The following is an 18,406-nucleotide window of genomic DNA, read 5'->3' as shown; positions in this document are numbered from 1 at the left end:
GTATTCCCTCTCTATCAATGGACATGGACGTCCGTTTGTTTTTTGCCCTTCCACTCAAGGAAGCTTTTGATGACAAGTGTGATAATGGCCATGATGGACATCAGGGACGCGACGGCGAATGCGGCCGCAAATTGGTATTCCCCGTACAGAATTTCGATATGGAGGGGCATGGTGTTCGTGAGCCCCCTGATATGCCCCGATACGACGGATACGGCACCGAATTCTCCTATCGCCCTGGCGTTTGCGAGGATCATCCCGTAAAGCAGGGCCCATTTGATATTCGGCAGGGTGACGTGGAGGAAGGTTTTCCAACCCCCTGCACCGAGTGTGATGGACGCCTCCTCTTCGGATGTTCCCTGTGCCTGCATCAGCGGAATCAGCTCCCGGGCAACGAAGGGGACGGTGACAAACAATGTGGCGAGGATGATACCCGGGACGGCAAAGACGATCTTGATATCATGCTCAAACAGCCAGTCACCGAATACCCCCTGTGCTCCGAAAAGCAGGACGAAGATGAGTCCCGCGATGATCGGGGAGATGGCAAAAGGCAGATCGATGAGCGTAATGAGGATGTTCTTGCCCCTGAACTGAAACTTTGTGATCGCCCAGGCGGCTGCGATGCCGAATAGGGCATTCACAGGGACAGAGATGACGGCTACGAGCAGGGTCAGCCTGATGGCTGACAAGGCTTCTGGCTGCGTGATGGCTGCCATGTATACGTCCAACCCTTTATCGAATGCCTGAAGGAAGACCGTAATGAGAGGCAGGATCAGGAACAGACCCAGGAACAGGAGGGCAATCGTGATGAGCAGCCATTTCACCCATTTGGGATCGGTCGTTCCTTTTGCCTGAATAATTGGAGTGTTTGAGCGTTCTATTGGCAGGTGACCCGACAAAGCGGTCCCTCCTTTCTAACCGTGAATGAATTTGCGATTGGTCCACCATTGAATCAAGTTGATGACCAGCAGTAAAAGAAAAGACGTCACCAGCATCACCGTGGCGATGGCAGTGGCCCCGGAATAATCAAACTGTTCGAGCTTCGTCAGGATGATCAGGGGCGTGATCTCCGTCTTAAATGGCATATTGCCTGCGATGAATACGACAGAACCATATTCCCCAAGGGATCTGGCGAAGGCAAGGGTGAAGCCTGCCAGGGCCGCAGGGAGAAGCTCAGGGAAGATGACCTTCCTGAACGTCTGGAGGCGGCTTGCCCCCAGGGAAGAGGAGGCTTCCTCCACTTCCTTTTCTAGATTTTGAAGGACGGGCTGGACCATCCTTACCACGAATGGAAGCCCGATGAAGATCAATGCAATCACGACACCGATCGGAGTGAATGCGACCTTGAATCCAAGGAGGCTGCCGATCCATCCGTTTGGAGCGTAGACCGTCGTCAGGGCGATTCCAGCTACGGCTGTAGGGAGGGCAAATGGCAGATCGACGAGTCCATCGATGATTTTCTTGCCGGGAAAGCGGTAGCGGACAAGGACCCATGCAAGAAGGACGCCGAACGCCACGTTGATGAGGGCGGCGGCCAAGGAGGCTCCGAAGCTCAGCTTATAGGAAGCCACCACCCTTGGATCCAACACGGTATCGGCGAACTCGGTCCACCCCATCCTGGCGGTGTAGAAAAAGATCATGGAAAGGGGAAGGAGTACAAGGATGCTCAGGTAAAGCGTCGTGTACCCCATTGTCAGACCGAATCCAGGTAATACATTATGGTGTTTGGTTGAGCGGATTTTTCCTCTAATCATGTGATCACCTGTTACCTTTCGTGCTATTCAGCGTAGATTTCGTCGAATGTTCCCCCATCATTGAAGTGGGTTTCCTGTGCTTTTTGCCAGCCACCGAATGCATCATCCACAGTCACCAGCTCGATATCGGCAAATTTGTCGGCATACTCCTTCAACACTTCAGGATCACGCGGTCTGTAGTAATTTTCAGCGGCAATTTTCTGACCGGTCTCTGTATAGAGATACTCAAGATAGGCCTTAGCGACTTTGGCTGTGCCTTTCTTCTCGGCAATCTTATCCACGACGGCTACAGGTGGTTCGGCAAGGATGCTGAGTGTTGGATTCACGATTTCGAACTCATCCTTCCCAAGCTCGTTGATGGAGAGGTATGCTTCATTCTCCCAGGCAATCAGCACGTCACCCAGTCCCCGTTGAACGAAGGAGTTCGTCGCGTCACGTGCGCCTGAATCCAGGACCTCGACGTTTTTAAATAGATCCCTCATATATCCCTTGATTTTCTTCTCATCACCGTTGAATGTCTTGTCTGCATAGGACCATGCTGCGAGGTAATTCCATCTCGCTCCTCCCGATGTCTTCGGGTTCGGTGTGATGACGGATACGTCGTCACGGATCAGATCATCCCAGTCCTGGATGTTCTTTGGATTCCCTTTCCGTACCAGGAAAACGATGGTGGACGTATAAGGGGTGGAATTGTCTTCAAGCTTCGACTGCCAGTCTTCTGAAATGATGCCGCGTTTCGCCGCAATTTCATCAATGTCATAGGCGAGGGCGAGGGTGACGACATCCGCTTCCAATCCATCAATGACAGATCGTGCCTGTTTTCCTGAACCTCCATGGGACTGCTGGATGGTGACCTTCTGTCCTGTCTCTTCTTCCCAGTGCTTGGCGAATTCCTTATTGAATTCCTGATAAAGCTCCCTTGTCGGATCATAGGATACGTTCAGTAATTCCACAGCTTCTTTTGAATCGTTCCCTTTTTTACTGGTGGTCTCGCCCTGACTGCAGCCTGAAGCATAAAATACAAGAGCTACGATGATTCCAATCAATGCATTTTTAACCATGTGAGTTCCCCCTCGTTTATTGTTTTTTTTATCAAAAAAAGACCGCGCTATGTGTAATAAGCGGCGGCCTTCAGTTTGTCTGATCAGCACTGGGATATTCTAATTTAAACTAATCATATTCACTTAATCGGAATTAGTTCCATGATTTTTTCATTACAGAAGATGAAAAACAAGAAAGCCCCAGTCATGTGTTTCGACTAGGGCCTTTGGTTGTCCAATCGGCAGTATTCTGATTAGATATAAGATATCTTACTATTCCGATAAAGTCAATTGGTTTTTGGGAGAAATATAGAGGATGAGAGATTTTATTGAGTAATACAATTTTGATGTTAATAAAGATAAGAAGAGGGGATATAGGTAAAAAAAGGAGGCTTTTCAGGTGAATAAAATGGTGAGAATCGCAGGAGTGGTTTTCATGGCATTCCTTCTGACAGGTTGTCAAAGCACTGAAAAGGATGAAGCGGACACAGATGTCAAGCAGGTGGATGAGAGGGCCAAGGAAGAAGATAAAGTGACTGAACAGATGGATACGGAGAACGATGAAGAAGAAGCAAAAGGCGAGGGTGCCCCCTACGAAACAGTGAACGTGCCCCCCGATTACTTCATTGAAACCGACAACTATGATACAGGCCGAGAATTCTTGACGATATTCACAATCAAACGGGATGACAAAAGGGATCAGAGCAGGGAAGAGCGTCTGACAGCTTCTCTTATGGAGAATGATCCATCGGAACAAAAGATCCTTGAATCTTACACCAAGCTGACGGTCGATGGGGCAAACCTTAAGGTGGATTTCCAAGAGGATGGAAACCTTCTTTCTGCCACCTCTGCGCAGCATAAGATGTTTTATGATTCGCTGATCGGGATCAGTCATCTTTATGGCATTGAGGAGATCACGTTTGTCAATCCGGAAGGTGAAGAGAAGATCACGGTAGCCGAACGGATGGTGGATGCCCCGATCGTGGTGGAAGACGAAAGGGGGAACTCACAAGGGTACTACACCATCTATGATAAAAAAGGGAAGCAAACATGGTTCATTCCAACAGGTGAGTTGAATGAAGGGGCTGGCGGAGAGCCATTGTCCTTCCAGGAAACCATCGAGATGATGCAGACCGTTGATCAAGAGGACGCGTTTTACGCATCAGCGATAGCAGAAGGGTTGGAAGTAAAGGAGGTTTCTCTTGAAGACGGTGTTGCGATTGTCCACTATACGATGGACGAAGAGGGAGTATCTGCATCTGACCGTATCGTTTTTGAGAATGCCATGCAGCTTGCAGCCCTTGACTTCGATGCGACAGAACTCCAGTTGGTGAACGAGACGAAGCGTCAGGGCAAAACATTTCCGTTCAAAGAACAGTAAATAAGCAACATAGAAAGACCTCAGCCGGTGAGTACATTCTCCGGCTGAGGTCTTTTTGGATGTGATTATGAACGAAGCAATCGCAACCCGTTCAAGATCACCAGGATCGTACTGCCTTCATGGCCGATGACCCCATATGGAAGATCGAGGACTTGAAGGAAATTGGACGCGATGAGGAGCATGATGACAGAAATCGAGAAGACGACGTTCTGCTGGACGATACGCTTCATACGCTTTGACAGCTTGATAGCTTCTGCAATCCGGGTCAGATCGTTTTTCATCAGGACGACATCGGCTGTCTCCAAGGCGACGTCTGTTCCTTCACCCATGGCGATTCCGACGTTGGCAGTGGCAAGGGCAGGCGCATCGTTGATCCCGTCACCGACCATGGCGACGGTCCCGAAGTCCTGTTTCAGAAGCTTGAGTTCATCCACCTTGGTCTCGGGAAGGCATTCGGCAATGAAGGAGGAGACGCCTGATTCCTGTGCAATGGCACGTGCGGTCTTCTCGTTATCCCCGGTGAGCATGATCGTTTCAACGCCTTCATCGGCAAGGAGCTTCAGGGCGTCAACGGTTTCCTTTCGTACAACATCCTTCAACGCGATGAGGGCGATGATCACACCGTCACGTTCAACGAATACCGTCGTCTTCCCTTCAGACGCCAATGTTTCATACCTGCCATCCATGAAATTGGATGCAGCGGTGCCCATGAAATCGGCCTTTCCGATCTTCCATTCGGAGCCGTCCATGACGGCCTTGACTCCCCACCCCGAGATGTCTTCAAGAGAATCGGGTTGGGCAAGTTGGATCCCTTCGCTGCGGGCGTGCTTGACGATGGCCTGTGCGAGGGGGTGATTCGACTGATTCTCGATGGAAGCGACCACTTGAAGGGTCTCTGCTTCATCTTCAGAAGTCAGGAAGTCTGTGACGACCGGTTTTCCTCTTGTCAACGTCCCGGTCTTGTCGAATGCGATGGCTTTCAGATTGCTCAGGTTCTCCAGATGTGCCCCGCCTTTGAACAGGATTCCGTGGCGTGCCCCGTTGGAGATGGCAGAGAGGCTCGCCGGCATAATCGACGCCACCAGGGCGCACGGTGAAGCGACGACGAGGAGCACCATTGCACGGTAGAAGGTCTCATTCCAGCTCCACCCCAATGCGAAGTGGGGAAGGAACATCATAAGGACCACGACGGCAAGGACAACCTTGACGTAGGTCCCTTCAAACCGTTCGATGAACAATTGGGAAGGCGACTTTTCCGACTGGGCCGATTGGACGAGATCGATGATTTTCTGGAACAGGGTCTCGCTGCTCGGTTTTGTCATTTTGACCGTGATGGCTCCGTTGATGTTCACGGTTCCGGCATACACTTCATCATCCGATGACTTGGTGACAGGGACCGCCTCTCCCGAAATGGCGGCCTCGTCAATGGAAGTGCTGCCTTTTACGACCATCCCGTCCGTCGGCACGCGCTCGCCCGGTTTGATGAGGATCAGATCCCCGATATCAAGGGAGCTGACCTGCACCTTCTTCTCACCGGTCTCCGTGATGAGCCATGCTTCTTCAGGTTGTAGCTCCATGAGGGCTGAGATCTCCTTCTGGCTCTTGTTCATCGTGTACGTTTCCAGGGCTCCGCTCACCGCGAAGATGAAGATCAGGATTGCGCCTTCTGTCCAGTAACCGATGATGGCTGAGCCGACGGCAGCGAAGATCATGAGCATCTCCACGTTCAATTCTTTGTTTTCGATGGTCTCCTCGATTCCTTCCTTCGCCTTGGCAAAACCGCCGATGATGAATGCGAGAAGATAGAAGATGATGCTCAGGGAGGACTCATCCTTCGAGAAGAGCCAGCCGAGGAGAATGAAGACCCCGCTGACAAGGGCGGCAATCAGTTCGGCATGGGGTTTGATCTTTTCAAGGAATGGGAGCTTGCTGCCGGTACTCCCCAGGCTTAGCGCTTTGGACTGTGAACTCATAGTGGATTCCTCCTCTAGTGTGATGGAACTAATTGATAAAGAATGGTTCTCAATGAGAATAATAATCAACATCAGTACCCTTATAAAACGACGAAAGCTGCCACCGGGTAGGATGACAGCAAATCTATTGAGATCCAAGCTTTCAAATCAGTAATTTATAATTATTATAATTTATACTATCACATCTATATGGAGAAGGAAAGGATTATGTGCTAGTATTTTTCCGCTATTTCCCTGCGCCTTGTCTGAAGGGAAAAGGTCACCAGACTGATGAAAATGACAAGCAGCATGGTGGCAATCATATAGAAGAAACTTGGTCCCTCAAGCTTCTCGATCGTCACTCCACCGATGAACGGACCGATCATGCTCCCGAAGCTGAAGAAGATCCCGCACATGATATTGCCCGCAGGCAGGAGCTCTTTCGGCAGGAGGTCGGTCATATAGCTGATCCCCAGGGAGAAGGTCGATCCGACGGCCATCCCGGCAAGGGCGAAGCACGTAAAGAGGCCGATGGTGGAATGGGAGACGAATCCCGCAGCAGTGAAACAGCCGGTCCCGATGATCATCACGATGATCAGGACACTTTGCCTGCCGATCCTGTCACTCAGTATCCCCAATGGAAGCTGTGATAAGATGCTTCCCGCCGCGAAAGCAGGAAGGAGGACCGCCACGGCATCGACGGATATCCCGTTCCTAAGGGCGAAAATGGGGAAGTTTCCGTTCAGCGATGCTTCAAGGAATCCGTATCCGAGGGGAGGCAAAAGGGCGACCCATGCGTAACGCAGCACTTTCCCGAACCGGCGGAATGATCCGACAAAGGTGGCGTCCCCCATATTCTCTGTTTCGGGGAACTCATTCTTCAGCTTGAAGACGAAGCCCCAGACGATGAGCGTCATGACGGAAGAGATGATGAACGGAAGCGCCTCATGAACGGCGAGAAGCTGGGTCATGAGTGGCCCGACGGTGAAGCCGATCCCGAAGGACAGCCCGTAGATGGAGATATTGCGACCCCTGTGTTCCTTCGGTGAAAACGACGTGATCCAGGTTTGGGTGGCAAAGTGAAGCATATGATCCCCCACCCCGATGCAGAGTCGGAGGAAGAACCAGAACCAGAAGGTCTTCCATAGAGGGAAAAGAAGCATGGCGGCGGCCACGGTGATGCCGCCGATGATGATCATGGGACGATACCCGATCTTCTGAAGGGGATTCTCCATGAGAGGGGAAGCAATAAGGATCCCGATATACAACGCAGTGGCATTCAATCCATTCAAGGAAGAAGACACGCCGTCCTGTTCAAATATGATGGCGATCAGGGGGAGGAGCATCCCCTGTGAGAATCCCGAGATCGACACGATGGCCACAAGGACCCAGAAACGAAACGATAATTGTTTATTCATATGCACGGACTCCAGTCTATGTTGGTTACTCTTAGATGGTAACGGGTTCCCCTCATTTTGGCAATATGAGGATGAACCGTTTGTCAGGGTTTAGGACATATGATCGAAAAAAGGATTGAAAAGGGAAGAAGGCAAGAAAAAAAGTGGTGACTTATATAAAAAAATATCATTATAGTAGAAAAGTTAAATAATAGATCATGAGGTAATCGAACCTTGTAAATAGTGGGGGATAGAATTTAATGATGAAATTAATATTATTCCTGAAAGAATATTTTTCATTATATATAAGTGGGTCAGGGGAACTAGTATTAGGAGGGGGTACGGATCACTGCAAAAATGTTCTTATGTTCAAAGGTTGTTCCATCACACCATAAAGGAGTTGTAGATCTATTTCTAGTCATTTGGACGTGTTGATTCATTCGGACTAGATAGCGGTATTTTTAATATATCTTTCTCATTTTGGCTGAGAAGTGAAGGGAAGAAAAATGGGTGCTATGCAGGTATAGTTATTGTTAAACAATTCAGAAAAGTTAATAAAATTCAACTAGAATCCTTTATTAACAGTGTGGTAATATTTTCATGATTCCAAGGGAAGGGAGGGAAAAGGTCATGAGTAATGGGACATTGAACAGTGTGGAGTCCTTGCTTCAGGAAATCGAATCGATTGAAGTGATGGAAGTATCAGAGTCCATGATGCTGTCGGAAACCGGGGCGACGAGTGGGTCGAGCTCATCGGGAAGTACGTCATGCTGCGGATCATGTTCGTGTGTTAGCTGTGGTGCCTGCACCAGCTGTGGAGGCTAAAATCGATCGGGGGAGGAAATGAAATGATAAAGGCGGCAAATAACGAAGTAGCAGACTTGCTTCAAGAGATCGAATCCATCGAGGTCATGGAAGTGTCAGAATCCATGATGCTATCAGAAACTGGTGCGACTAGTGGATCCAGTTCATCAGGAAGTACATCATGCTGCGGATCATGTTCTTGCGTGAGCTGTGGCGGTTGTACAAGCTGCGGATAACGAATTCTGAAGAATCGGGGACTAATGATGACTACTACTCTTAAAATCGAATCCTTATTAGAAGAAATAGAGTCCATCGAAGTGATGGAAGTATCAGAATCGATGATGTTATCAGAAACAGGGGCTACTAGTGGGTCCAGTTCATCAGGAAGTACGTCATGCTGCGGATCATGTTCATGTGTCAGCTGTGGCGCTTGCGTAAGCTGCGGCGGTTGATGCAATGAAGGGGGACCGGCTTTCCGGTCTCCCTTTACCCCAAATCAAGTCGTTTGAAACCGGGACTTACCTCCTGAATGTTGGAATTTATTCCGAAACGATAGAAGGGCACCCGATCGTTTGTTACGATTTAAGTAGTTTGAATTTACAGAAAATACATATGGAGTGTGGTATACAAAATGCTCTTCCCGTGGTACTTGATCAGAGAAAACACCCTATCCTACAGCGATTTCGCACCACTCCGTTACACTGAGCTCGTTGATTTTGTCACTGAATCCCATTTGCACCTGGAGTCGTTCCAGCGCATGAAGGATGAAGTGGTGGCGGCACTTGAAGTCGACTTTCACGAAACGAAAGATCCCTCCCTCCTGAATGTGAAGCGGAAGGTCTTCAATCGGAAAGGCCTCAAGGAGGAAGAAGCCGTGACGGACGCCTTGGAGGAATACCGTCTGGTACGCGACTTCATCGAAGAAGATCGTGCTGCCGGTGAAGCGCTTTTCCAATTAACCGAGGCCAGTCACCGTAAACATCTGTGGACCCTCTTCAAAGAAAAGCCGGTCGTGACGAATCCGCTGCCCTTGGTGAATCATCAGATGCATCACAAGCTCGATAAGTTCCTGTCCACCCCGCCGGACACGCATAAATCAAAGGTGAAGAAAATCGATAGCACACTGCTTCGGATCGCCTCCCGTTCCACCTTCAAAACCAGTCCGTTCAGCTCATTCACGAGTATCGACCTGAAATCATTCACACCCCAACCAGAAGCTCCTGCACCCCATTATCAGATTGAATTGAATTATTACATATGGCAAAAAATCCTTCAGCTCATTGCCAACGATCCCGCCTTCATCCCTTATCTTTCGTACCTCTACTCCGGTAGGCATGAAGATGGAATCGTGGATTTCACTTCCCGGATCGACTTGAACCGGGGGAAAATCTTTAACAACATCGAAAACCATTTTATCGCGAAGGACAATCCGATCTTCTCTGCCCTCTCCAACTTCAATCGTCCCATTGCTTATGAAGAAGTCCTCTCCCTCCTTAAGCCTTTCACTTCAGAGGAGAAGGCGGAACGCTTCTTTGTTGATGGCCTTCTGAAGAAAGGGATCCTGTATGCCGATTTTGAACTTGATGAGTACGCAAAGGATGTACGCGGGGATTTTTACAAGAAGCTCGGCTCCCTGCCTGAGCACCATAAGATCAATCTTGTCGTCGAGACGATGGAAGCGATCGACGGCCTGGTGGATGAATATCGGCGATCAGGGTGGAAGGAACGCTTCGGGATCTATTCCAAGATCATGGGTCGTCTTGCAAGGATCGAGGAAGCCTTCGGTTATACGTTCACAAAAGAAAATCTATTCTATGAGGACTATCTGGCACCCGCTAGCACCGATCTTGAACTGGATGAATCCTTCATCCGTGAGATCGGCATCGTTCAGAAGCTTGCCATTCTGACGAGTATCCCGCTTCAGTTCAAGTATGAGTTCGCCCATAGGTTCCACGAACGCTACAAAGGAAAGGCCATGGCCGTCAGGAAGAAAGAAGTGCGCGACTTGTATATGGAAGAAGTGATGAAATTCACGAACTGGACCGATATTTTGGCTGGTGTCCCCGATTTGAAATCACCTGGCGGACAGGTGATGGAGGAGATCAAGGGGGAGATCCGGGCACTTTTCCAAAAAGCAAAGCATGGGGACGGCCAACTCATCGGAGATGAAATTCTTGCTCTGTACGATTCATTCATTGAGCGGACCGGATTTAGCAAAGAACATCTCTCTTCTACAGCACTCTTCCAGAAAACAGAGGACGGCTATATTCTGAACAAGCTGTATGCGGGTCATATGAAACTGTTCACCCGCTACTTCCAATACAGCCCGTCGATCTATGGGGATTCCCGTTTCAAGGAATATGTCGCACAGATGTGCCCGGATGTCCTTGAGATACGCGAGGGATTCGGATTCAATGCGAATCGGCATGAGACGTTCCTGAACCAACGTCTCCTCATTCCGGGAAGCAAGACGAAGCCAGCCGATGAAACGGCCCACTGGAGTAATGATCTTCACTATCTTTATAACGAAGAGAGTGGGCTCATAGAGATTGTCGGAGAGGATGGCCCGCTTGAGATTGACTATATCGGAAGTCTTGTCGACTATATGATGCCCCCGAGCATTCGGATGCTTTCGACGGGGCTGACGCCGAGGTTCGATCCCGGTCTGGTGAAACTTTGGGAAATCCATGAGGAAACCCGGCCTGTGATCGATCACATCCCAAGGCTCCATCTTGGACATCTGGTGATCATGAGGGAGAAATGGCTCCTCGATACGTCACACTTCCTGCAGGAGGAAGAGGTGTACGATCATTACCGGAAGACGGTCACCCGCTTCAAGGAGCTCGGGTTGCCCCTTGAATTCTTCGTGAGCCGCATCGTGGACGCAGAGACCTACGACTTTGATAAATCGAATCGATCGGATATGAAACCTCAATATATGAATCTATTTTCCCCCTTGTTTTTCAAAGAATGGGTTAAGCTTCTGAAGGAAGAATCAAGATTGGTTGTGGAGGAGCTTTATCCGGCAGGCGGGGGCGAAAATCATAACATAGAATACCAGGTGGAGGTGAGCATGGATGAAAAGCCTGACTGATTTGACGGAAATCCGCTTGTTCTTCTTCGGGAGTGAGGAGCAGAAGGCGAAGGTGTATGTCGACTGGGTGATCCCTTACTTCATGGAACTCGGTGTCCCCTTCCATGCCGAGCGTGACTGGTTCGGGGGTCCGAACTATAGGGTCGTGCTGGAGGGGGATGTGAACCTGGGAGACGTAAAGTCCCGTTTCCGTTCCCACTGCAATAGGGAACATGGAGAAATCGACGAAGGGGAGATCCTTCGCAATCTGGCAGCCTATCAAAAGAACACGGCAGTGGTTGCAGGGATGGAGAGACGCGAGCATCGCGACGTGAGCCATCTCAATCATCTTGAGGTAGAGGCCGGCACCATCCCGGAGTCCTATGTGAAGAAGAGGTTCCACTCATTCCTTCACTTGAAGGTCCATACCGAAGCCCTATTCAAGATGCAGGCCTTCATCAATCGCCACCTGTCACAGTGGAGAGGGATGGATCAGACGGCGAAGATCAGCCATACCGCCCGCTTCTTCAGGGATGTGCTCCCTTACTCGCGCTTTGAGGAGAAATACGCGGTTCTCGTATATGTATCCAATATCGAGGGGGTCCTCGCCATTGCTGAATCCATGAAGAAAAAGCAGGCATACATAAACACCTACGAGCGGGTGTACGACGTATTGAACCCCCGGGAGCTTTTTGCAGGAAGGGACTACGAAGAAGCATTCGGCACGGATTGGAGCGAGACGATCGGAAGCATCGACTCCTTGATCACGGCCAATCTTGAAGGTCTGGCAGGCGAAGAGGAAGGATATTATTCCCACCGTGAGCAGCGGGAGCTCCTTTATCAAAACATCCGGGAGATCGGGAGTGGATTCCATGATGAACTCATGGCGAGGAATATCGAGGGACTCCTCGACCACGAAGAGCATGCCCGCTTCAAGTATTTAATAAACGTGGTCTATAAGTTCATCCATATGATCGGCGTCTCCTTCAATGAGAAGAACGTGGCCTGCTATATCGTGAGCCGGTTCATCCTTGAGGAGAACGGGACCACATGGGACGAGATCCTCAAAGAAAGGGGAGAGTCCTTTGTTCCTTAAAACGAGAACGAATTTCTTCCCGTCATTTGATGAGAGTTCAGATGTGCTTCATATCCAGAAGAATGACACGCTTCAGAAGGTGAGAATGGAAAAGGGGCTGTATGAAGAGTTCCTTGGAATCCTGGGGGAGTTCAACGGCGGTTCCTCCGCAGATCTGGACGGGAAGTCCACAGACTATAAAAGGGTGCTCAAGTTCTGTCTCAACCAGGGGCTCCTTGATCAACCCTTGCACGACAATGAGCCTTTCCTTCTTCGTTACGTGGAGAACGCCTATGACGACTACAGGGCGGTGTGGGATAAGATCGTCTCGACCCCGGTCGATGTGATCGATGCGCCACCATCCATTTCCAGGCTTCTCAACGAGAACGGTCTGCAGACAGGCGAAGGGGAAAAACGGACCATACGCTGGATCGATGGAGACGGTCATGCAGACCCCGGGGATTTTGTCATTCTTCATGACAATGGTCATCATGCTTTCTTCATTCATGAGAATGAACGCGATCTTCACCTAGCTAAGGGTCTCGTACAGAGAGAGCGGAGCGGGGGTCCGTTGGAACTGGGAAGACGGGTTGCAGGTGTAAGGGCACTGGCGGAGTGGGTCAAGTATATCGTGGATCCCCATCGCAAGAAGCTCGTGCACGTCCTGTATGACACCGGTGAGTCTGCCGTCATGGGGAAAGCCGATGTCACCTCGACCTTCCCGCTGTATGAGAGGACGTTCCTGGACGTGGATCCCGACCTTTCCTTCATCCAAAAGCTTGAAGGGCGGTGGACGAGCTTTCATTCCCTGGATGTGTCCATCAATGAGGGAGACCCGGAATTTCCCGTTCACCTCCATGTGGCCCCGTATGAAATCCGTTTCCAGGACTTTACGCATCGAAGCATCGACTATGAGTATAAAGATGCGGCCATCCACGCCCTGACAAGGGGAATCGAAGGGTATCTGGGCAGCATCGATAACAGTGGGTGGGTAGCAGACTACTCAAAGGAGCGATTTTATATCAGGGGGATGATCCCTTTCCTCGGTAAGACAGGGGAATTCGTCGAACTTGCTCCGTTGCCGGCACGATATGAAGAGCGCATCGGTTTGATTTTGGCACAAACGGACTCGATCAATAAGATCGCGGTCATCCTTGAGACACTGTTCCGAGAAGATGTCTTCGTCTTATACCTGGTCGACCAAGACCGCCGGGTGCTCTACAAAGGTACGGCGGAAATCGAGCTTGGCAGGGAACTGAGTCGGGCGCTTGCATGGGTGACCGGTCATCTGCTCAATGGCCTTGAAGTCATTGAAGGGACGCTGGAAGGTTCATTTAGGGCAATCCCTTTTCCCCTTGAACAGAAGACTCCATCCGATATCCACGAAGAGCTGACACGAGAGCTTTCGGATATCCCGATCACGGAGTCGGCATGGATCTACCAGGGTGATGTGGAAGATGCAGGGCTTTATGTCGGAAAGTTTGAAAGGGGTGACGCAGGATGACGATCATGACTGAAACCGGGCTTCCCATCATGGACCGAAGCAGCCATCTTTTCGTAGGGCCGTGGAAAAAGGAGCGCGGACACGCCTGCTTTACCTGCTTCACCTCATATCTTACTTCAAATGGAAGTAACCTTGCTTCGATCCTTGACCATGAGCTGAGAGGACCTGGTGAAAGGGATTGTGAGATCGACCTCGATGGAGTGGATCTCCATTCATTCATCAATCGCGTCCTCGTCATCGATAAGCGGTCGTGGTCGGTGACTTGGAAGAAATTCCGCAAGAATCCGTTCTGTCCCGAGTGCGGGGTGGAATGGGAGGAAGAGCGGAAAACGGAGTTTCATCTGATAGACGAACCCCATTTCAGGGTGAAATCAGGAAAAGAGATCTCACAGCTTCTAAAACGGTATGAAGATGAACTGATAGATGCTGATACGGGAGTCGGCAAGGCACTCTTCCGCGATGCAGAATCGAATATCATCCCCATGTACGCCATCGAAGCGGTCATCCATGATCGGACTTTCTATTCATATGGGCGCACGACGGGGATCGCGGAATCAAGGAATGCAGCCATCCTTGAGCTCCTTGAACGGTATTCAAGCATGGTTCCGAGATTCAAGGCACCCATCATTGCCTCCTATGAAGAGTTGGTGGCACAGAAGAAAAAGGTGGTGCCGCCCGGGCGTTACATCCTGCGCAAGCCCCTTGATCCCGACCGCAAGCTCCACTGGACGAGCTGCCAGGAGGTCGGGACCGGAGAGGCATTCTTGATCCCGGAGCAGATGATGTACTTCGATAATCAGCTCCTGAGGGGTGAAACCCGCTTCCTATACGAGACGTCCAATGGGACTGCCCTTGGTGGGAGTGTGGAAGAGGCGTTGGTGTATGCGATCCTCGAGGCGGTGGAGCGGGATTGCTTCCTCGTCCACTGGTATACGAAGCGCCTTCCACGGATCATTAATCAGGAAAGCCTGGCGAGTCCCCATGTGAAAGGGATCCTCCGTACGCTTGATCAGCTCGGATACGAGACATACTTATTCGACATCACCCTCGAGACAGAGGTCCCAGCCGTATGGGTCCTGCTCCGGAACACTGATCCAGATGGGCAGCTTCATCTCTACAATGCCGCAGGCTCACACTTCGATCCCGAAGCAGCGATTTTCGCGGCCCTTGTGGAAGCGGGTACCTCGGTCATCGTGTATGAAGAGAAGCTCCGAGCTGAAAAGCCGGGCCTCTCCCACCTGATCGGCAGCCCGGAAAACGTCACCCACATGGAGGATCACGTGAACTACTATGCCTTCAGGGAGAACAGCGGTGCATTCGACTATCTCTTCGATCGGATGGCCGATCTTGAGCGGATCCGTGTGGAGGAGATGGCTCCGCGTTTCCCGTTCTCATTTAAAGGAATCGTCGAGAAGGTAATGGAGCACCATCCCCGGGTGTATTTCACCGACATGGGGAATGAACTCATCGATGAGATGGGGCTTTCGGTGGTGAAGGTGTTCATCCCGTCCCTGCAGCCCATGACATTCGGGAAGCAGAACGAGAGGCTGAATATGGAACGATTGGAAGCGTGGAGTGAAGGAGAGGTGGAGGTAGGATGCGAACCGCACCCCTTCCCGTAGTCGATCCCTTTCCTTATTTTACGGAGGAGCGATACGAACGCAACCGGTATGCCTATTCAATGAGAAGGATGCCGACAACCACTGTCCTGGAATATCGGGACGGGGTGAACGTACCGGCAGAAGCGGCGGAGTGGATCAGGAGGACGTTTGCCTATACTTCTTATGATCCCCTCAGTCCATATCCTTTCAGTAAATCCGTTCCTTCTCCAAGGGGCATCCATCCATTCGTACCGGTTTTCTCTGCTGGCGGAAACCGATACGTCTACGACGCAGGCCGGGACCGTTTCGCCTTCGTTGGGCGTGGCGGAAGCGAGAATCGGTTCTCCCTTTGCATCGACCTGTTCAGGGTGTGCGGGGTATATGGTGAGTTTGGATTCCCACTGTCGCTGATGGAGTGCGGTCACATACTTGCCGACCTTTATCCAGCAGTAAAAAGGGGGCGATTTACCTTCAGGAACCATAATGAAATGCATCCCCTCGCCCCGTTCCGGAAAGGAGACCTCATCGAATTCTATGAAGGGGAGCTGCCGGTTTCCATCGAAGCCGGATGGGACGATATCGGTGAAGACGGGGTCGGCATCCAAGATGACTTCGTTCAAGAGCTTCATTTTCTTGGAATGGAGCGATGGATGTCCCGAGCGGCGTCGGTCACCCCTTCCATCCCGGCACTTCCCGGAACCATGGAAGGGAGGGGAAGGGGCGCCCGGACATCCTTCAACGGAAGGCTGGGTCTGTTTGCCCGCCCCTCTGTCATGGAAGGGATGACGTTTGCCAGGCTGCTCGAGATAGCCGGACGCTATGAGGCGCTGTCGATGACATTCTTTGTGCAGTCGGTTGATGGTATGGAGAAAGGGGTCTATCGAATGGAATCTGGCGGACCGAAGAGGATGGGAGGGTTCGAGAGTCTGAATGATCTTTTCTATGAAGGGAAACGGTCGATGAACCTGGATGGTCTGCCCCTTGCCATCATCTTATCCGTCCGAAACGGTGAGTTGGCTTCATTCATCCACGCCCATGTCCTCGCCGGTATGTGCGTGCAGGAGATGTCTGCTGCCTTTTCCGGAGAAGGGCGCTTCACCCGCCCGTTCAAAAATATCAATGACGCATACTTGAAGCAAACAGGGGAGTCGAAGCTATATGGATGCCTATTCGGATCCGGAACTTCCGCTACCCGGCAATCATGGAGGTGAATCTAGTGAACTGGCATTCTTATCATATCTTCATCCATGACATGAGTGAGCATGATCGATTCCTTCAGCAGGTGGTGCGTGGAATCGTGGATGATACGCACGTCTCTTCCTTCTTTTTCATCCGTTACTGGCAAGGTGGTCCCCATATCCGTTTCCGTTTCCAATCGGAGCATGCAAACGAAATGATCAGCGAGATGAAGCAGCGGTGCCGTGCATTTTTCCGGGACTACCAGCCCCCTTTCACACTGGAAAGGGAAGCCTTCTACAGCCGTCAACTCTTTGATGGCACGGCGCCGGATGATGCGGAGCTCTATTGGATGGAAGACGGGGCAATAAAGGAAATCCCCTACGAACCCGAGCTTGAGCGGTATGGTGGGGAAGACGTGATGGCAGAATCGGAGGCCATCTTTCATCAAAGCAGCCTGCTGGCCCTCAAGCATTTGGAAGGCATTGCGGGTCCTGCGATACCTAAGCGGCTGCTCCTGGCATGCGACTTTTTCATCGACATGCTCAGGGCTTTGACAGAGGAAGAGGGACATGAGCTCATCCGTCGGTACAATGCCTTCTGGTCCCGATTCGATCAAGGAAGCATCGATCCAGTACAGAGGGAGCGGTTCCGCACCCTGTACTGGAAGCAGCGGGCCATGGGCGGGCAGAGTGGTTCTCTGGAGCTGGATAGGATCAGCCAGATCGTGGAGGGGATCAACGGAAAGGGAAAGCGGAATCTTCTCCCGTATTTGATCTTCTCACACGTCCACATGTATAACAATCGGATCGGCCTGCCGCCGAATCTGGAGAGCACCGTGGCGATGATCGCGGGAAGTGAGAAAGAAGGAGCGGTTGCGAAGTGAAGTGGGATTTTACATTCAGTGCAGGGGATACAACACAGCGATACCGGAATTACCATCGGTCGTCAAGTCATGCTCCGCTCATGCAGATGAGGAAGGCGCCAAGGCGGGAATACGAGGTCCGGGACCTTGATTCGAAGGGAAAGCGTGTCAAATGGCATATGGACCCGGGACGATTTGATCAGGCAGGAGGAAAAACCTTTGCCGATGTGATGAAAAACAGGAGGACATCATGGAATTTCGGCGAAAGGGATGTAACAGAAGAAGAACTGAAGGAGCTCCTGCTATTCAGCTTCGGTATCAGCGAGCCTTTGGAAAAAAAGCGTACCTACCCTTCCGGCGGCCAGTTCTATTCCCTGGAAATCTACCTGCTTCCGACCATCCGTTCCGTGGCATCAGGGCTTCTCGAGGAAAAAGTGTACAAGCTCAATGTGAATGAAGGGACGCTCGTGGAAATGGAGGATCTCGATCTGGCGAAGCTTCCCCTGCTGAGCGCTTCCACGGACGTCGGATTCTTCTCATTGAAGGAAGCCCAGTGCGTCGTCGTACTGGTGGGCAATGATCGTGATCTATCGGTAAAGTACATGGATCTTTCATACAGGATCATGCTTCTCGAAGCCGGCCACATGGCACAAAATTTCCTTCTCACCTGTACCAGCCTCGGTCTCTCGTCCGTGCCGCTGGGAGGGTTCCATGAAGGGGAAATCAAAAATATGCTGCAGCTCACGGACGACAAGATGGTGCTGTATACGCTACTAGGAGGATGACG

16 protein-coding genes are annotated in these 18,406 nt (G+C 50.9%); 11 read left to right on the top strand and 5 right to left on the bottom strand.

Annotated elements, in window-relative coordinates; genetic code table 11:
• Positions 1-14: 14 nt before the first annotated feature.
• From cysW to ACNA6I_RS15135, 3 genes are read right to left on the bottom strand one after another with little or no spacing between them, the layout of a single operon-like run.
• Positions 15-857: a sulfate ABC transporter permease subunit CysW gene (gene cysW / locus ACNA6I_RS15145; protein ID WP_370296134.1), complete on the bottom strand. Its 843-nt coding sequence runs from the start codon at positions 855-857 to the stop codon at positions 15-17.
• 54 nt (positions 858-911) lie between these two features.
• Positions 912-1,751, bottom strand: a complete 840-nt coding sequence (gene cysT, locus ACNA6I_RS15140; protein WP_148797100.1) for a sulfate ABC transporter permease subunit CysT — start codon at positions 1,749-1,751, stop codon at positions 912-914.
• 23 nt (positions 1,752-1,774) lie between these two features.
• The gene (locus ACNA6I_RS15135; RefSeq protein ID WP_048012259.1) at positions 1,775-2,812 is read right to left on the bottom strand and encodes a sulfate ABC transporter substrate-binding protein; all 1,038 of its coding nucleotides are present in this window, start codon (positions 2,810-2,812) and stop codon (positions 1,775-1,777) included.
• 379 nt (positions 2,813-3,191) lie between these two features.
• Here ACNA6I_RS15135 and ACNA6I_RS15130 point away from each other — a divergent pair, with 379 nt between their 5' ends.
• Positions 3,192-4,172, top strand: coding sequence for a hypothetical protein (locus ACNA6I_RS15130; RefSeq protein WP_416313726.1), 981 nt, complete (start codon positions 3,192-3,194; stop codon positions 4,170-4,172).
• Between the two features lie 65 nt (positions 4,173-4,237).
• Here ACNA6I_RS15130 and ACNA6I_RS15125 read toward each other — a convergent pair whose 3' ends face one another.
• Complete coding sequence (locus ACNA6I_RS15125) at positions 4,238-6,145, bottom strand: heavy metal translocating P-type ATPase (protein WP_416313725.1); 1,908 nt, start codon at positions 6,143-6,145, stop codon at positions 4,238-4,240.
• Positions 6,146-6,357: 212 nt separating this feature from the next.
• On the bottom strand, positions 6,358-7,542 hold the full coding sequence (locus ACNA6I_RS15120; protein WP_416313724.1) for an MFS transporter: 1,185 nt from the start codon (positions 7,540-7,542) through the stop codon (positions 6,358-6,360).
• A gap of 609 nt (positions 7,543-8,151) precedes the next feature.
• Between ACNA6I_RS15120 and ACNA6I_RS15115 the strand changes: the two genes are divergently transcribed.
• From ACNA6I_RS15115 to ACNA6I_RS15070, 10 genes are all read left to right on the top strand, one after another.
• Entirely contained in the window at positions 8,152-8,346 is a 195-nt protein-coding gene (locus ACNA6I_RS15115; RefSeq protein WP_079514794.1) for a thiazolylpeptide-type bacteriocin, read from the top strand.
• A gap of 23 nt (positions 8,347-8,369) precedes the next feature.
• Positions 8,370-8,561 carry a thiazolylpeptide-type bacteriocin gene (locus tag ACNA6I_RS15110; protein WP_079514795.1) on the top strand — a complete coding sequence of 64 codons (192 nt, stop codon included), beginning with the start codon at positions 8,370-8,372 and terminating at the stop codon, positions 8,559-8,561.
• A 24-nt stretch (positions 8,562-8,585) separates the two neighbouring features.
• A complete protein-coding gene (locus ACNA6I_RS15105; protein WP_082139380.1) occupies positions 8,586-8,777 on the top strand; it encodes a thiazolylpeptide-type bacteriocin in 192 nt (63 codons plus the stop codon).
• A gap of 197 nt (positions 8,778-8,974) precedes the next feature.
• Entirely contained in the window at positions 8,975-11,419 is a 2,445-nt protein-coding gene (locus ACNA6I_RS15100; RefSeq protein ID WP_416313723.1) for a lantibiotic dehydratase, read from the top strand.
• Entirely contained in the window at positions 11,403-12,494 is a 1,092-nt protein-coding gene (locus ACNA6I_RS15095) for a hypothetical protein (RefSeq protein ID WP_148797088.1), read from the top strand. Before ACNA6I_RS15100 ends, ACNA6I_RS15095 begins: the two co-directional genes overlap by 17 nt.
• Positions 12,484-13,977 (top strand): hypothetical protein, encoded by a 1,494-nt coding sequence (locus tag ACNA6I_RS15090; protein WP_416313722.1) that lies wholly within the window; start codon positions 12,484-12,486, stop codon positions 13,975-13,977. The genes ACNA6I_RS15095 and ACNA6I_RS15090 overlap by 11 nt, the downstream gene beginning before the upstream one ends.
• Complete coding sequence (locus ACNA6I_RS15085) at positions 13,974-15,599, top strand: YcaO-like family protein (protein WP_416313721.1); 1,626 nt, start codon at positions 13,974-13,976, stop codon at positions 15,597-15,599. The genes ACNA6I_RS15090 and ACNA6I_RS15085 overlap by 4 nt, the downstream gene beginning before the upstream one ends.
• Entirely contained in the window at positions 15,575-16,789 is a 1,215-nt protein-coding gene (locus tag ACNA6I_RS15080) for a hypothetical protein (RefSeq protein WP_252265742.1), read from the top strand. The genes ACNA6I_RS15085 and ACNA6I_RS15080 overlap by 25 nt, the downstream gene beginning before the upstream one ends.
• Positions 16,741-17,640, top strand: coding sequence for a thiopeptide-type bacteriocin biosynthesis protein (locus ACNA6I_RS15075; RefSeq protein ID WP_416313720.1), 900 nt, complete (start codon positions 16,741-16,743; stop codon positions 17,638-17,640). The genes ACNA6I_RS15080 and ACNA6I_RS15075 overlap by 49 nt, the downstream gene beginning before the upstream one ends.
• A complete protein-coding gene (locus ACNA6I_RS15070) occupies positions 17,637-18,404 on the top strand; it encodes a SagB family peptide dehydrogenase (RefSeq protein WP_063191797.1) in 768 nt (255 codons plus the stop codon). Before ACNA6I_RS15075 ends, ACNA6I_RS15070 begins: the two co-directional genes overlap by 4 nt.
• The last annotated feature ends 2 nt before the right edge of the window (positions 18,405-18,406 follow it).

The sequence above is a fragment of the Rossellomorea sp. FS2 genome, from assembly GCF_047915635.1.
GTDB lineage: Bacteria > Bacillota > Bacilli > Bacillales > Bacillaceae_B > Rossellomorea > Rossellomorea marisflavi_A.
Note: the sequence above shows the minus strand (reverse complement) of the source record. Positions and strands in the feature narration are given on the sequence as shown.

What these genes read in the sequence shown, in the direction of transcription:
- cysT (WP_148797100.1), bottom strand. Translation starts at nt 1,751, where the DNA reads ATGATTAGAGGAAAAATCCGCTCAACCAAACACCATAATGTATTACCT.
- ACNA6I_RS15135 (WP_048012259.1), bottom strand. Translation starts at nt 2,812, where the DNA reads ATGGTTAAAAATGCATTGATTGGAATCATCGTAGCTCTTGTATTTTAT.
- ACNA6I_RS15125 (WP_416313725.1), bottom strand. Translation starts at nt 6,145, where the DNA reads ATGAGTTCACAGTCCAAAGCGCTAAGCCTGGGGAGTACCGGCAGCAAG.
- ACNA6I_RS15120 (WP_416313724.1), bottom strand. Translation starts at nt 7,542, where the DNA reads ATGAATAAACAATTATCGTTTCGTTTCTGGGTCCTTGTGGCCATCGTG.
- ACNA6I_RS15115 (WP_079514794.1), top strand. Translation starts at nt 8,152, where the DNA reads ATGAGTAATGGGACATTGAACAGTGTGGAGTCCTTGCTTCAGGAAATC.
- ACNA6I_RS15110 (WP_079514795.1), top strand. Translation starts at nt 8,370, where the DNA reads ATGATAAAGGCGGCAAATAACGAAGTAGCAGACTTGCTTCAAGAGATC.
- ACNA6I_RS15105 (WP_082139380.1), top strand. Translation starts at nt 8,586, where the DNA reads ATGATGACTACTACTCTTAAAATCGAATCCTTATTAGAAGAAATAGAG.
- ACNA6I_RS15095 (WP_148797088.1), top strand. Translation starts at nt 11,403, where the DNA reads ATGAAAAGCCTGACTGATTTGACGGAAATCCGCTTGTTCTTCTTCGGG.
- ACNA6I_RS15085 (WP_416313721.1), top strand. Translation starts at nt 13,974, where the DNA reads ATGACGATCATGACTGAAACCGGGCTTCCCATCATGGACCGAAGCAGC.
- ACNA6I_RS15080 (WP_252265742.1), top strand. Translation starts at nt 15,575, where the DNA reads ATGCGAACCGCACCCCTTCCCGTAGTCGATCCCTTTCCTTATTTTACG.
- ACNA6I_RS15075 (WP_416313720.1), top strand. Translation starts at nt 16,741, where the DNA reads ATGCCTATTCGGATCCGGAACTTCCGCTACCCGGCAATCATGGAGGTG.